General features: G+C 60.1%; 17 protein-coding genes and 1 pseudogene. 14 read left to right on the forward strand and 4 right to left on the reverse strand.

Annotated features, from left to right (window positions below):
* Nucleotides 1-14 precede the first annotated feature (14 nt).
* From AA309_RS20250 to AA309_RS20275, 7 genes are all read left to right on the forward strand, one after another.
* Nucleotides 15-725, forward strand: a complete 711-nt coding sequence (locus AA309_RS20250; protein ID WP_047190829.1) for a hypothetical protein — start codon at nt 15-17, stop codon at nt 723-725.
* On the forward strand, nt 725-2,563 hold the full coding sequence (locus AA309_RS20255) for an SPRY domain-containing protein (RefSeq protein ID WP_047190830.1): 1,839 nt from the start codon (nt 725-727) through the stop codon (nt 2,561-2,563). Before AA309_RS20250 ends, AA309_RS20255 begins: the two co-directional genes overlap by 1 nt.
* A gap of 14 nt (nt 2,564-2,577) precedes the next feature.
* Nucleotides 2,578-2,754, forward strand: coding sequence for a hypothetical protein (locus AA309_RS35370; RefSeq protein WP_160310512.1), 177 nt, complete (start codon nt 2,578-2,580; stop codon nt 2,752-2,754).
* 67 nt (nt 2,755-2,821) lie between these two features.
* Nucleotides 2,822-3,640, forward strand: coding sequence for a hypothetical protein (locus AA309_RS20260; protein WP_047190831.1), 819 nt, complete (start codon nt 2,822-2,824; stop codon nt 3,638-3,640).
* A gap of 105 nt (nt 3,641-3,745) precedes the next feature.
* A complete protein-coding gene (locus tag AA309_RS20265) occupies nt 3,746-4,432 on the forward strand; it encodes a lysozyme family protein (RefSeq protein ID WP_047190832.1) in 687 nt (228 codons plus the stop codon).
* The gene (locus AA309_RS32285) at nt 4,432-4,971 is read left to right on the forward strand and encodes a hypothetical protein (RefSeq protein WP_052954878.1); all 540 of its coding nucleotides are present in this window, start codon (nt 4,432-4,434) and stop codon (nt 4,969-4,971) included. The genes AA309_RS20265 and AA309_RS32285 overlap by 1 nt, the downstream gene beginning before the upstream one ends.
* A gap of 2 nt (nt 4,972-4,973) precedes the next feature.
* Nucleotides 4,974-5,339 carry a hypothetical protein gene (locus tag AA309_RS20275; protein WP_047190833.1) on the forward strand — a complete coding sequence of 122 codons (366 nt, stop codon included), beginning with the start codon at nt 4,974-4,976 and terminating at the stop codon, nt 5,337-5,339.
* Between the two features lie 255 nt (nt 5,340-5,594).
* Here the strand turns inward: AA309_RS20275 and bluB are convergent, their stop codons facing one another.
* Together bluB and AA309_RS20285 are read right to left on the reverse strand one after the other, a co-directional pair.
* Nucleotides 5,595-6,242 (reverse strand): 5,6-dimethylbenzimidazole synthase, encoded by a 648-nt coding sequence (gene bluB / locus AA309_RS20280; RefSeq protein WP_200902016.1) that lies wholly within the window; start codon nt 6,240-6,242, stop codon nt 5,595-5,597.
* Nucleotides 6,239-6,394 (reverse strand): annotated as a pseudogene (locus tag AA309_RS20285) (transposase domain-containing protein); the annotation flags it as partial. The gene bluB and the pseudogene AA309_RS20285, both read right to left, overlap by 4 nt.
* Before the next feature lie 509 nt (nt 6,395-6,903).
* On the opposite strand from AA309_RS20285, the gene AA309_RS20290 reads away from it, so the two are divergent.
* The 7 genes from AA309_RS20290 to AA309_RS20320 all read left to right on the forward strand — a co-directional run bounded on the left by AA309_RS20290 (nt 6,904) and on the right by AA309_RS20320 (nt 11,858).
* Nucleotides 6,904-7,113 carry a hypothetical protein gene (locus tag AA309_RS20290; protein WP_047190836.1) on the forward strand — a complete coding sequence of 70 codons (210 nt, stop codon included), beginning with the start codon at nt 6,904-6,906 and terminating at the stop codon, nt 7,111-7,113.
* A gap of 27 nt (nt 7,114-7,140) precedes the next feature.
* Entirely contained in the window at nt 7,141-7,386 is a 246-nt protein-coding gene (locus AA309_RS20295) for a DUF551 domain-containing protein (protein WP_047190837.1), read from the forward strand.
* Nucleotides 7,387-7,428: 42 nt separating this feature from the next.
* The gene (locus AA309_RS20300; RefSeq protein ID WP_052954879.1) at nt 7,429-8,727 is read left to right on the forward strand and encodes an ISL3 family transposase; all 1,299 of its coding nucleotides are present in this window, start codon (nt 7,429-7,431) and stop codon (nt 8,725-8,727) included.
* A 321-nt stretch (nt 8,728-9,048) separates the two neighbouring features.
* Nucleotides 9,049-9,276: a DUF6894 family protein gene (locus AA309_RS35375; RefSeq protein WP_047190838.1), complete on the forward strand. Its 228-nt coding sequence runs from the start codon at nt 9,049-9,051 to the stop codon at nt 9,274-9,276.
* A gap of 98 nt (nt 9,277-9,374) precedes the next feature.
* Nucleotides 9,375-9,953, forward strand: a complete 579-nt coding sequence (locus AA309_RS20310) for a TetR/AcrR family transcriptional regulator (RefSeq protein WP_047190839.1) — start codon at nt 9,375-9,377, stop codon at nt 9,951-9,953.
* A 184-nt stretch (nt 9,954-10,137) separates the two neighbouring features.
* The gene (locus tag AA309_RS20315) at nt 10,138-11,268 is read left to right on the forward strand and encodes a hypothetical protein (RefSeq protein ID WP_052954880.1); all 1,131 of its coding nucleotides are present in this window, start codon (nt 10,138-10,140) and stop codon (nt 11,266-11,268) included.
* Nucleotides 11,269-11,351: 83 nt separating this feature from the next.
* Nucleotides 11,352-11,858 carry a hypothetical protein gene (locus AA309_RS20320; protein ID WP_047190840.1) on the forward strand — a complete coding sequence of 169 codons (507 nt, stop codon included), beginning with the start codon at nt 11,352-11,354 and terminating at the stop codon, nt 11,856-11,858.
* A gap of 433 nt (nt 11,859-12,291) precedes the next feature.
* On the opposite strand, the gene AA309_RS20325 is transcribed toward AA309_RS20320, so the two are convergent.
* Both AA309_RS20325 and AA309_RS35380 read right to left on the reverse strand, forming a co-directional pair.
* Nucleotides 12,292-13,206, reverse strand: coding sequence for a DUF4238 domain-containing protein (locus AA309_RS20325; RefSeq protein WP_047190841.1), 915 nt, complete (start codon nt 13,204-13,206; stop codon nt 12,292-12,294).
* Entirely contained in the window at nt 13,127-13,477 is a 351-nt protein-coding gene (locus AA309_RS35380; RefSeq protein WP_160310513.1) for a hypothetical protein, read from the reverse strand. The genes AA309_RS20325 and AA309_RS35380 overlap by 80 nt, the downstream gene beginning before the upstream one ends.
* Nucleotides 13,478-13,907: the final 430 nt, after the last annotated feature.

The raw sequence follows: 13,907 nt of genomic DNA on the forward strand, positions 1-13,907 counted from the left end.
AAGGATCAACGCACATGGTAGCTTATCGCACGGCTGGCGCCTGGGGCGCCGGCCTCGGCCGCAATTTGACCGCCGCTGAGGTCGACGGCAACTTTTGGGAACTGGTGCAGGAGATCGCGGATATCGCCGCCAATGCGCCGGCCGGCGTCGGCATCGCCAACATCACCCAGCTCGGCACGCTGGTGACGTTTCACCTATCGGATAGCACCACCCGCCAGGTGACGCTGCCCACCTCGCGGCTGACCTGGCGCGGGTCGTGGGCGGCCGGGACGCTCTACAACGTCAACGATTACTTCCGGGTGTCGGGTGTCGGCGTCTATGTCGTGAAGACCCAGCACACCGCCGCGGCGGCGCCGTTTGTGGTCACGCCGAGCGTTGAGCTGATGATGCCGGATCTGCTCGAGGCGGCCGCCCCGGTGGTCAACCAGACCGCGGCGTTCGGGCTCTCGCAGACGTTGGCGGGCCGCTACATCCGCTACAACTCGGCTACCGACCTCAACCTCGATATTCTGGCCGATGCCAACATGACGGTCGAGATCGGCGCCGAGTTCAACTTCCGCCAAGTCGGCGCCGGCCAGGTGGGGTTCGTGCCGGCCACCGGCGTGACCCTGAATGGCATGGAAGGCTTCAACAACCGCACGCGGGCGCCGGGCTCGGTGGCGACCTTGAAGAAGGTCGCCGCGAACGAGTGGGATCTGTTCGGCTCGCTGGAGGAGATCGTCTAATGGCCATCATCTTCGGGGTGTCTGCCGCCGTCACGCGCTTGCGGCCGCCGGTCAACGTGACCCCGCCGACCTATGACGATGCGTTCGACACCGCCGAGGTCAATCTCGAGCTGCGCGCGGGCTCGCTCGGTACCTGGGGCGGCGGCCTGTTCGCCACCCTGAAGACGGTTTGGTATGTCGACGGCGTCGCGCTCGCCGATGGCGATCCGCTGCTGGTCGCCGATACGAACCACCCCGATCGGAACAAGCCCGGCTATACGATCAAGAAGGTGGTGGTTCAGTCGGCCTGGGCCGGCAAGAGCGTGCAGCTCAGGGTTCAGGTCGCCGGCGCGCTGGGATCGGCCGAGGCCCAGGCCCCGCTGCTGGATGTGCCAGCGGCCCCGGCCGATGAGCCGGTGGTGATCTGGGACTATCGCAACCGCACCGGCGACCGGACCAATACGAGCTATATCAAGACCCGCAACTCGGGCCGCTCGATGTATGGCGGTCGGCGCTTCTTCACCACGAACGGCGCCGTTTCCCGGCAGGGCATCGGCAACAAGGGCCGCTCGGCCGGCAAGTGGTATTGCGAGTTCCTGAGCCACGATGCTCCCGGCTCACATTTCCGATTTGGCCTCAGCGCCATTGATGCCGGTTTTGCGAATGCCGGAATGCTCGGCGACCATCAGTGGCAGCTCGGCCTCAAAAGCGATGGCTGGCTCTATACCTATGATGACCGAGGCCAGGTCACCAGCAGCAGCAAGGTTGGCCCCAACTGGCGCTATTCCGAAACGATCGGCATGGCGGCCGATTTCGACACTGACCCCAACGGGGTGCTGGTGTGGTTTACGGCCGATGGCGTGACCTGGAATAACAACGGCAGCGCCGATCCGACGACCGCCGTGGGCGGCCATCTGCTGCAGAACCAAAAGGCCAGCGGCACCCCCAAGGCGATGCACCCGGCCCTGTTCTCGGCGAGCGCATCGGATACCCCAAACTTTGCCCTGAGCCTGTTCTGCAACGTGGGCGAGCAGCTGCGCGCAGCGCCAACCGGGTTCAATGGCTGGGACAATCTGGCGAACAATGGCGCCATGCCAACGCTCACCAATGCCGAGGCGCGGCGCCTCTGGCAGCTTTGGCACATGGGGCCCGCCCCCAGCGCCGCGCGCATGACCCTTGTCGATGACCTCATCAGCGGGCTCAAGGCTGATGGCGTGTGGACGAAGCTCAAGAGCCTCTATCTGCTCGCGGCCGCCGACTTCGGTCATGGCGTTTATGATTGGAAGAAGCTGCAGCGCGCCGAGTGGGGCAGCAGTTCCACACCGCCGGTTCCCGATGAGGGTTATGCCACCTGGCTGGCCGATCGCTACTACAAGAACGGCGGCGGCGGGGGCTATCTGACGGCCAGCTCTGCCGCCAGCACCGAGCTGGCGCAGAATGATGCTCATTTGGGCCTCATCAGCCGAACCGAGCAGGCCGATGGCACGAACACCCGGCATGAGCTGGGCGCGGGCAATGCCTATCTGGCCAACAACCTAGCCGGCGGAACCATCGCCCGTGCCAATGCGGGCGCTGCTGACACTTATGCTGATGTTTCGTTCATCGGCCATAACGTGTGGACGCGCGGCGGCTCGTCCCAGGCGGAGCTCTATCGTGATGGCGCCCTGGCCAAGACCATCACCAGAACCTCAGCGGGTCCCTCGGGCTCGATCACGATTGGCGCGGTCAATGCGGCCGCCATCACGCCAAACGGCATCAATGAGCTGGTGGCTGCGCACTATGGCCAGGCGCTCACAGCTGCCGAAGCCCTGGCGATTTACAACCGCCTGAACACCTACCGCACGGCGCTGGGCGCCTAATCCGGAGAACTGCAATGGCACGAAGACCACGACCCCGGCCGCGCGTCAAACCGCCGGCGCGCGTGATTGCGCGCCGCCTGGCGCGTGAGGGCGGCGGCGATCCACCGGCCGGTTCCGCGCTGCTCAAAGAGGATGGCAGCGGATATCTGCTGCTCGAGGACGGCGGCCGCATCCTGCTTGAGCAGCAATAAGCCTCTCGCCTCCTGAACCTTCCCGGCCCGCTTCGTGCGGGCCTTTTCTTTTCAAGGATCTGCATTCATGGCTGACAGCAAGATTTCCCAGCTCGCCCTCGTTTCGGCCCTCGCGTCCGGCGACTTCGTTCCCGTTAAGCGCGCGGATGGCAGCAACGGCCGGTTTGACCTTTCAGGCCTGGCGCCCTCGAGCGCCGGCCGCATCAAGGCCTCGGCCGTTGTGACGCTCTCGGGCACGACACCGAGCGTGGCGGCGGGGCTCAACGTCGCGTCTGTGGTCCGCACCGCAGCGGGTCGTTTTCGCGTCACGTTCGCGACGCCGCTGGACAGCATCAACTATGGTTTCAGCGGCAGCGCCAGGCTGGGCGATTTTAACGACAACTGGACGACGATCATCGGCATCGACCGTCATGCTGGGTACGGGCTCGCCACGACCCATGTTGACATCAACGTCACGTCAGGCAACGGCGGCAGCACCGCGGCCGGCGTCGCCTACGACCCGCTGTACTTCAGCTTCGAGATCTGGGACGCTGCGCAGCAGACCGGCGGGGGCGGAGTCAGCGGCGGGCATTCGACCACCGAGCAGGCGACCGGCCAGACGTGGATTGATGGAAAGGCCATCTACCGCAAGGTGGTCGATGTGGGCGCGCTGCCGAACACCACAACCAAGACAGTGGCGCATGGCGTGACCGGCGTTTCCAAGTGGCTGAGCCACCGAGGCCATGCGCAGGCGGCCGATGGCACCGCCCTCAACCTTCCCTTGGGCGATTCCGCGGCCGGCGCCTCGATCGGCCTGTGGCTGGATGCGACCAACATCAATATTCGCACCGGCGCCGATCGGTCGGGCTATTCCGGCTTCATCATCCTCGAATACACCAAGACCTAACAACGCCGGCGGCGGCCCTCGAGCTGCCGCCTAGCCCTCATCCCCTGCAGTAAGGCCCGCTCCTCGGCGGGCCTTTTTCATGCCCCCAGCCCACAAGAGGTCCCCATGGATAAGACCGTCCCTAAACCGGCGGCGATGCTGCTTGACTTCATCGGCAGCAAGGAAGCCCCGAAGGGCTATGACACCGTCTATGCCAACCGCATGGACCGGATGCCCAAGCCCCTGACCTCCATGACGATGAAGGAGATCCTGGATCAGGGGAAATGGCGGACGAAGACCTTTGGCTCTTCTGCTTGCGGCCGCTACCAGTTCATGGACGCCACGCTCCGGGACTTGGCCGAAGAGCTTGATCTGAAGGCCGAGGACAAGTTCACCTCTGACTATCAGGATCGGCTTGGCCTGTATCTGCTCAGGCGCCGGGGCTATGACAGGTGGATCAAGGGAACGCTCTCCGATGCAGAGTTCATGCTGAACCTAGCCAAGGAGTGGGCGAGTTTCCCGGTGCCATTCACGGTCAAGGGCGGCAGCCGGAGGGTCAACCGCGGCCAGAGCTTCTATGCCGGTGACGGGCTGAACAAGGCTCTCGTGTCAGCGGAAGACGTGGAGAAGACTCTCGTTATGGCACGGGCCCAGCAGGACATCGAACCCGCTCCCGTGGCCGAGGCTCCGATCCTACCGCCACCGGATATCGAGCCCACACCGGCTCCCGCTCCCCAGCCCGCCTCTTCAGGCGGGTTTTTCTATGCCGCCCTCAAGAGCGTCCTTGAGGCCCTGTTCGGAAGGAAAGCGTGATGCCTCCCATCATCGGATTGCTCTTGCAGTATGCCCCTGAACTGATCGGGCTCTTCGCCGGCGACAAGACTGGCACGGCAGCCGGGAGGGTGGCAGATGCCGCGAAGGTGGTCTTCGGCACCGATGACCCACAGAAGGCACAGGTCCAGATCCAGGCAAACCCGCATCTGGCTCAAGCCTTCGTGGAACAGGCCAAGATCCAGCTCGAGGAAGTTCGCCTCGCGATCCAAGACGTTCAGAGCGCTCGTCTTCAGACGCTGGAACTCGCCAAGCAGGGTTCAGCCATCTCCTGGGGCGCTCCGGTCGTCTCGGTCATTGTGGTGGTCGGCTTCTTCGTCGTGATGGGGCTGCTCTTCGTCCAGCCCATCGATCTCCCGCCGCAGCAGGCGCAACTCCTCAACGTGCTCTTCGGCGCGCTCATCCCGGCCTTTGGCACGGTCGTTCAATACTGGCTCGGCTCGTCGGCGGGCTCTAAGCGCAGCGGGGATGCTGTCAGAGCAATTGCCGAGACCGTCCTGCCGACCCGAAAGGGAGCCTAAGCATGGCGGACACTCCATCCCTGCAGGAAACCTCCCTGACGTTCGGTGGCCTGCTGCTTGTGGCCGGCATCGTCTGGTCGATCTTCAAGGGCCGGGACTGGCTTGACATGAAGATCCGGGCCGAGGCCGTCTCCATCTGCGAGCCGCTGAAGATCGAGCATGCTGCCCTGAAGATCAGGGTGGAGATGCTCGAGAAGGACCTGAACGAGTTCAAGGTTCAGGCGTCGAAGAGCTTCGTCAGCAACGATGCGGTGATCCGGCTGGAAGACCGCCTGGAGGAGGGATTCAAAAGCATGCGGGCAGAGTTGAGCGATATCCGCGAGACTCTCATGAAGACCATCATTGAGGCGGGGAGGGCGCGGTCATAAGCCTTGCCACGTTACCGCCAAGGTTTGTGGACACGGTTCCCGCCATTGCGGTAACGGGTAACTATATCTCACCTATCTGTTGATTGGCCCCGCTGGCTCAGGCTGGCGGGGTTCTTTTTGCGTTTACGGCCCGTGCATCGGACCCATCCCAGAACTCCGGGCATAGAGCTCGGACGCGTTGATTATGTCTTGATGCTCTTTCGCCGTATTCATCCGGTGTAGGCCGCGGATACGGAACCGAGGCGGTAGCCCGGGTCAGCGCCGCAGGATCTGCAATGGTGTCCTTGTCTGCCAGCCCTGGCGTTCAAGCTCCGGTGTGTCGTCGGCGTGAGCGGGATAGCCCAGACACAGGTAGCCGATGAAGGCCCAGTGCGATGGCACATCCAGGGTCATGGCCACGGCGGCAGGATCCAGAATCGACACCCAACCAACCCCAATCCCCTCGGCCCGCGCCGCCAGCCACAGGGTATGAATGGCCATCACGGTTGAATAGCGCACCGTCTCGGGCATGGTGCGCCGCCCCAAGCCATGACCTTGCGGTGTGCTGTCCTCGGCAAACACCGCCAGATGAACTGGAGCCTCCTGCAAGCCGGCCAGCTTGAGCTTGGCATAGGCGGAAGCCCGCTCCGTAGGCTCTCTCCTCAAGGCTTGTGCATTGCAGACTTCAAAGTTCTCAACGATTGCGGCTCGCCGTTGCGGATCATCCACGAGCACGAAGCGCCAGGGCTGGCTCAGGCCCACAGACGGTGCCAAATGAGCCAGTTCAAGCAGGCGCGTGAGCACATCCGGCGCGATCGGCATGGAGCGAAAGTGCCGAACATCCCGACGCCAGACGAACAGATCGCGGAGCTGGTCGCGGAACGCCCGCGCAAAGACAGGAACCGGCGATTGCTCCATGCTCATGCGTCGCCCGTCAGCTTCTCCCACTGCCAAGGGAGCAACTCGGACAGCCGATTTTGCGGAGTGCTGGCAATGTGGGCGAGCACATCGGCGAGCCAGGCGTAAGGGTCAACATCGTTCAGTTTGGCGGTCGCGTTCAGCGTCACCATGGCGGCAATGGTTTCCTGGAGGGGCGGCGGAGAGTGGACTGCTGCTCCGGGTAGCGCTCGACAACGTCCTGAAACTGTCCCTTGGTGAGGATCTTTAGTAGTGTCGCTGCGGGAGTAGGTCATGCCATAGGTATGGCAGGGAAGGGTGAAGAGAGGGTTGCGCGAAAGCTATGGCACGCACGCAATGTGGTTGATCAGTAGCCCAAGCGCCACAACTGCCGCGAAAGTTAGGATTGCAAGGATAATCCCAGTCCAGTGTTCACGCTGTGAGAGCTTGGCTAGAGTGCGTGCCAATCTCTGCCGCGTTAGCTCTATGTCTTGATTGTCGACCATTGCCCCCAAGCCCCCGCTAGGAAAGGAAGCTAGTAAAGGCAGAGGGGGATCGCGACAATATACGGCTTTCCGGTTTTCGGGGTTGGTTGGTCCATAAGATAATTCATACAACTTCCGCATTTTGGGGTTGATAGCTTGGCTGTGATGTGCCATATTCAACTCATCGGAAACGGAGCAAGCCAATGACCAGCGTCGCCCAGGACATCATCCGCAGCCACTTCAACCGGAAGACCCTCACCGCTCTCAAGAAGAAGGGCATCGAAGTTGTGAAGTCCACCTTCGTCCCGGCTCCTGGCGGCGACTACACCCGAGGCGAAACGGCCTACGTGGTGGTGGAGAACGAGACGAGCAGCATCCGCTCCTACCTCGAAGTCCTGAAGATGGCCGCGTAAGCGGCCTTCCTCTTTTAGGGGCGTACGATGACCAAGTGGATCGACGTAAACGACCGCCTTCCCGGTGAGCAGGGGCAGGACAGCGAGGACGTGCTGTGCTTCCTCAACGGGCATTGCGGCTTGACCGACTTTCAGGCCCGCGACGGAGGCGGTTGGGGCATCCGGCTCGGCTTCTACGATGCTGGGAAGGGACAGTTCCGCTGCGGTGGGCAGATCACCTGGGAAGTCACCCACTGGATGACACTTCCGGCTCCACCGGACTCCACAAGCTAAGCCGTATGGTGTAAGCCAGCTTCCGCATTTGGAGGTTGGCGGTTGCTGGACATCTTGAATATCGAGGGGCTCATGCCCGAACCTGAGAAAAGCTATGAGGATAGAGAGCGGGTGGTGATCTCCATCTCCCGCCGTCCCAACCCCGAAATGCGTTGCAGGTACTGCGGCGCGGCTGCCGTTCCGAACGGGACGCGGGCCGTCGAGTACATGGACCTTCCCGTCCGGGGCAAGCCCACAACGCTCAAGTGGGACCGCCAGCGGTACATCTGCCTCAACATCGACTCGTGCCGGAAGAGCTTCAGCGACGACCATGAGGACCTGCACCCGGTTCGCCAGATGACATGGCGCCTGTTCAACTGGATCGGGCAGCGTTCCATCGACCATACCTTCGTGGATGTGGCAGCCGATGTAGGGCTCTCCGAGAGGGCTGTTTCCAGCGTCTTCCGAGAATGGTCCGAGGCACAGTTCGCGGATCTGGAGATTATCACTCCGCGCGTTTTGGGGTTGGATGAGGTTCACCTGCTCCACAGGGCGCGGCTCGTCCTGATCAACCACGGCACCAACACCGTGATCGACATGCGGGAGAAGCACACTAACGAGGCCGTTGCTGCGGCCCTCGGTAGCCTCTCTGATCCACGCCGCGTCAGGGTTGTCACCATCGACATGACGGCCCGCTACAAGAACGTCATTGAGGAGATGCTGCCCCAGGCGATGATCGTTGTGGACAAGTTCCACGTCGTGAAGGAGGCCAACAACCACCTGGAGACGATCCGCAAGTCCCTCCGCAGTGGGCTGCCGAAGGAGCGCCGCGTCCAACTGCTGAAGGATCGGTTCCTCATGCTCAGCCGCCGCAAAGACCTGAACCCGATGCAGCAGCTCATCATCGAGAGTTGGACCAACGAGTTCCCGCAGATGAAGGAGGCTTACGACGCCAAGGAGGCGTTCTTCGACATCTGGAACCACACCACCGAGAAGGACGCCAGGGCGGCCTACATGGAGTGGCAGCGCAGCCTCTCCACGCCCAACAAGGCGGTCTTCCAGCCGCTCATCAACTCGATGGGACGGTGGCACAAGGAGGTGTTCAACTACTTCCGGGTGCCCGTCTCCAACGGGCCGACCGAGGCAGAGAACGGCCTCATCAAGATCGCCAACCGGACAGGCCGTGGCTACTCGTTCGAGACCCTCAAGGCGAAGGTCATGCTGGACCGGAGAGCCTGGGTCAGACGGGGTGGAGACAACGACGGCAAGCTGGCCTTCGACATCCCCGGCCCACCGCCAGAGGTCCGGTTCGGCGTGAACGTTCCAACCCTGGAGCGTGTCTTGAGAGAGGATCATCAGTGAGCCTCATTCAACCTGAAAAACCGGATAGCCCAATATACCCATAAAGACTCGAGGTGCCGTGCGGGCAGAGGTTTTACAGACAGCCCCTCTCCGACTTCCGGTCGGGGAGAGGCTGATTTGGCTGCGATGAAGGCCTGTGTCTTCGTAGTCACAGGTCTTGGAAGTTTCTGCGAAACGAAATCGCGAAAACGATTACATCCCTAACGTAGGGTTTTAAGGATACAACCACAACGGTAAAGGGCTCTGGCGGCCCGCGCCCGCTTGCAAGTCTCAGGGCGTCGAGACTCAGGACAGTCGCTTCTCCTCAACTCAGGTGGTCAGATGCGGTGCTTCTTTCACCTCGTGAGCACGCACGAGAGTATCTTAGATGATACTGGAATCGAGTTTGCCGACTTGGCCGCAATGCAGCACGAAGCAGCGCGGGCGATCTACGAACTCCGCCAGGACGACCATAACTACGAGGCGAATTGGCGCGACTGGCAGCTCAATGTAGTCGATGAGGCCGGTACCCTTCTCATGTCAGTCCGGCTCGACATGCCGCCAGCCTAAAGCAGATCTACGCACGGCGGGGTCAGCAACTCATATACCCCTCCCATGTAATGGGCTAAGCGGTCCGAAGTAACTGGCATTGGAGATGGAGAGCCATCGTGGCGCGGCCGCAGGAGTTCGACACCGCTGAAGTTCTGCACAAGGCTATTGGCGTGTTCTGGCGCAAGGGCTACGAGGCCACCTCCCTTGTTGACCTGCTGGAGGCTACGGGGCTGAGCAGGAGCAGCCTGTACAGCAGCTTCGGCGGCAAGCGCGAGCTATTCCTGGCTGCCTTCGACGCCTACCGTGAGGCACGGGCGCGTGCCATGAGACGAGTCCTTCATCAGGCGCCTGCTCGGCAGGCCATCGAGGAGTTCTTCCGCATGATCATCGCCGATGCTCAAGCTCCCGAGCTTTCGCGTGGCTGCATGAGCATCAACCAGGCTGTCGAGCTGGCCCCGCATGATCCCGAGATCCGGGACCGTGTGGAAGAGGACTTCCAGCTCATCGAGGACGCTCTCACCAGTGCAATCGAACGCGGGCAGGTGGACGGCTCGGTGAGGAGTGCCAGAAGTTCCCGGGAGTTGGCCCGGCTACTTGTGGTGGCGTTCCCTGGCCTTCAGGTGATGATGCGGGCCGGCGGCAACAGGGCCCGGCTCGACGATGCCCTGAGGGTAATCTTCTCAAACCTCGACTAACCCAAATGCGAGCATCTGGGGCGTTCCGCGGCGGTGTCGCGGGAGTAGGTCATGCCCTGGGATATGGCAGGGAACGGTGAAGAGAGGGTTGCAACTGCCCCTCAGAAATTCTTCTTGAGTCCGACTGACAAGATTACTTTCTTGGGATAGAGATGCCGCTCCGGCAAAGTACCCGGAGGGGGCAATGGCAATTATTGTAGATCCGGCGATCCGGATACTTCCTGATGATCATCGGATCTTCGTCCTACATCCGGGAGAGGGAAAGCGCTTCTATGCCGACTTTCTAGAAACCGAGGCCGTCTTCCTTGATATCCCAGGAATTTCGTTCTCTGAGCCTCCGGATGCTGACGACGTCAATGTGCGCAATGAACTTCGTATGGCTCGACGCATCTCGCTGTGGCGCCGTCGGGGATCCCCTGACGATGATCGGCCCAGCAGAGATCCGAATGAATATGCTGTAGCTAATCCCCTCGTCGAGGCGCCACGATTTGTGCGTGAAGTGGTCGATCTTTATTCTGATGGACGGGCTGGCGACCTGATTATCATCCCCGGCAAAGGATATAACTCTACCGTTTATTTTGGCGAGTTCGTCAACGGCTTCGATCCGAACCTGACTGTGGAATCAGTTCGCTATCCAGGCGAGAGGATCCCGGCAAGGAAGGTTCGGTGGCTGCCGGTGAACCTTGCCAAAGGTCAATTTAATCGGCGACTGATCCGATTGATGCAGAACCGCCAAGCACTCATCCGCATCACACGCGAGGAGGATAGGCGAGAGGTATATAGCCACACGTATGGAGATTATGTTTGGCGAGAGTCTTCAGGAAACCTGATTAGAGTTACCGAAGATGAGATTGACCTTTATGATCTCAATAAGGCTGTTGATCTAACTAATTATTTCGCTTCTCAGTATCTGGCTCTCAAGAAAGGAGAATTGTCTACGTTCCTTCAGCTTGAGTTCAATCAGGCTATTGATAGATACTATGACAAGCGCTATTTTGGCGGTGTGAATGTTGAGATACATTCGCCTGGTTACTTTGGGCGTCCTATGAAGGACGCGCTGCTTGCAGGTTATGTCTCAGCAATGCTTGCGCTGTCAGCTGCGGGCGTTCCGGCGCAGGAGGCGGTTGATGTTCAAGTGCGTAACTCGGCCAACGCTGTAGTGTCGATTTGCGACCAGCAGCTTGAAAAGGATATCCGCGAGACGATGGAGATGTACGCGAATATCCACCTCTGGGAGACCGAAGTTTGTCCTAGACGCCGCGCCACGATGGAAGGGGTTGGTCTAAAAACTGACGTGACCATTCAGAGGGAGTAGAATGGCACAGACATTTTTTCCGCCTGAGGGTTGCCTATATTTGTATTGGGCAGTGTCCGTCCCTGTCGCCATGGAGTGCTGAGATGTTCAAGCAGGCGATCGAACTAGCACGAGAACACATCATAGTTTCGCTCCTTGGGGCTCTTGCGCTTGGCGCCACAGGCGGAGTTGGGGTCTTATGGAACCTTTATGAGGCTCGTACGAACCGCATCGAGGAGATGAAGGTTGCTGAATTTAATGAGCTTACGACGGAAAATAAGAAGTTTTTGGAGCTTATGAGCACCTTTACAGAGCAAATTGCCCTTAGCGGCACTGTTGATCAGGATAAAAAGAAGGAAATATCTGCGAGTTTGGTGCGGCTCTACAACAGCTTTGGAGCATTTAGCGTTAATTTGTCCCCTGAAAGGGAACAGCCTGTCCGCCGAATTCAGACGTCGATTAATGAAGTGAAGAAGCGGGTTCAGCTTGTGAACGGGAAAAAAGATCTGGATCCTCTGAGCGTGGCCTTGGTGCGACTGTTCCAAGACATGAAAGAAGTCCGCCCGATTATTGAAGAGGCTGTCGGTAAGCCTACCGCATCAACCATCTAGAGGTTTTGTCCTCCCCGCCTCTCATCCTCCTCTGGAAGAGAAGCGGGATGAGGGGTACAGGCTGCCCCTCTCCGGCTTCCGTCCGTTATTCAGGCCGGTCTGGAGGGCGACATTGTGCACGCGGCAGACACGGGGAGGGATGTCAGATGCGTTTACAAGGTTACCGGAAACCCTTGGAAAAGCAGGGTCCAATGGGGCAAATCTTGTAAACTAAGACGAGGCTGAAAGCCTTGCAGACAAACAAAAAGCGGCTCACGGGCCGCTGTTCTACCATTAAACTATCCCCCAACTAAGGCATTGAAATTATTGGGCTTTTTCGGATAGTTTTTCGATCCAAGGCCAAAGTTTTTCAATCACCGTCGCCGGTGGCGCTGAGATAGGTGTTTTTTGGGTGGTCGTCAAGCCTCCTCGGGCAATTCCGAAGCTGGTGATATTATGCAGCCTTCGTGGAGCTTGGCGGACATGACCTCGGCAAACAGGCTGGGGACCCGATTACGCGACATGTGCTTCTGAATGAAGTGTTGCTGGGATCGATCGGTGCCGTAGACATAGGATTGGCGCGGGTCACGATCTCTAAGTTGACACGCTTCACGAGTTCGATGGGCTTGGTATTCAGCAGCAATTCTATTACATGGCGGCTCCTGGCGGCTACAAACAGGAGATCCAGCCCGATCGGCAGTGTGATTGCCACTGCCTCGTGATCGAGTCCATCGGTTCTAACGACTGGGTCGTCGCAAGTTAGAAACCGCAGATAGGACCCTTCCGTGGTGATGGTGGCCCAGAGCATGTTGTTTAATCGTTGGCCACTTCCCTCGTGATCTGTGAGTTTCAGCAGTTGAGCGAGCGCGCTGTGTTCGATTAGGCGCTGACCTTCACCCTTCAGATATTCCCGATAGGTCAGCGGATGATGCGACTCTCGTTCGATCTGATAGGCTGCTTCCTCCTCCGGAGTGATCTCGAATATCCGCCGGGTCCATTCGTATTTGAGATCTCGGATAGCGGCGGGATGCCTCATTATCAGCGAGAGGAGAAAGCGCGACCAGGCACTTCGGGTGTCATCATCCCATTCAGGGTTTCGCCGACCATTCTCCAGGTGGGCCAGCGCGCGAGCTGCCAAATTATCAACCGGCTTGAAGAATGCAGTCTCGATCTGCTGTGCGAGAGCGGGCTCCAGGCCACGCAGTTCATAGAGCTGATCGACATAGCCGATTCCTTCCGGGTGCAGCCGGCGCGCCTTGACGAGTGGGCCGTACGGTTGGTGGAACTGCTCAAGTCTGCCGTCGGAGCCCGTCCAACGCCGGGTGTAGAAGACTGGAAGGTAGTGATGCTTGTGAGAGGGATTCTGCATTCAATAGAATGGAATAGCACAGTTGGATCACGAGTGCTCGGTGAACGTCACGATTTGACATCTCAAACCGCCGCCGGTTCGATTCGGCGGCGTCCATCTGGTCCATGAAACGAGTGTAGCGCATCACCATTGGCAGGCTCATGCCGATATCGTAGATCGCCTGCGCCTCGTAGCCTTGCCTTCGCCGCTCCATAACGGCCGCGCCGCGCAGACCGTGCAGGGTGGGGCCGCGGCTGTCTTCCGGATCGATCTCCCAGCCGTAGCGCTGCACTTGGTCATTGAGCCATTTGCGCCAGCGCCTGCACAGCTCCTTACAGTGCGCGGCATCGAGCCAGCGACCCCAGCGGGCGCGAATGCGTTCGGGCGTGTAGATGTCGCACTTCGGGGTGTAGAGATAGACATCCTCGCGGAACGCTTGATTGGCGTCCTCCAGCGGCTGTTAGTGAAGGCGATCGGCTCTTTGGCCCAGCGGTCGAGCTCCAGCGCCTCGGCAGTCGAGAGCGGAATGAAGAAGGCCTTGCGCACCCGGTTCGTCTTCCGCGGCCGGCATCACAGGCCATTGCGCTCCCGGTGCACCGGGCCGAAGCGCACGAGGTCGCTCTCGCGCTGGCCGGTTAGATAGGCTTCTTTTGCGGGTGCGTCACCCCCATTCGACGGCTTTCTGACATCTGAATGACAGGCTCCCCAGGCTTGGCGCTGAG

This window comes from Microvirga vignae (assembly GCF_001017175.1).
In the GTDB taxonomy this organism is placed as follows: Bacteria; Pseudomonadota; Alphaproteobacteria; order Rhizobiales; family Beijerinckiaceae; genus Microvirga; species Microvirga vignae.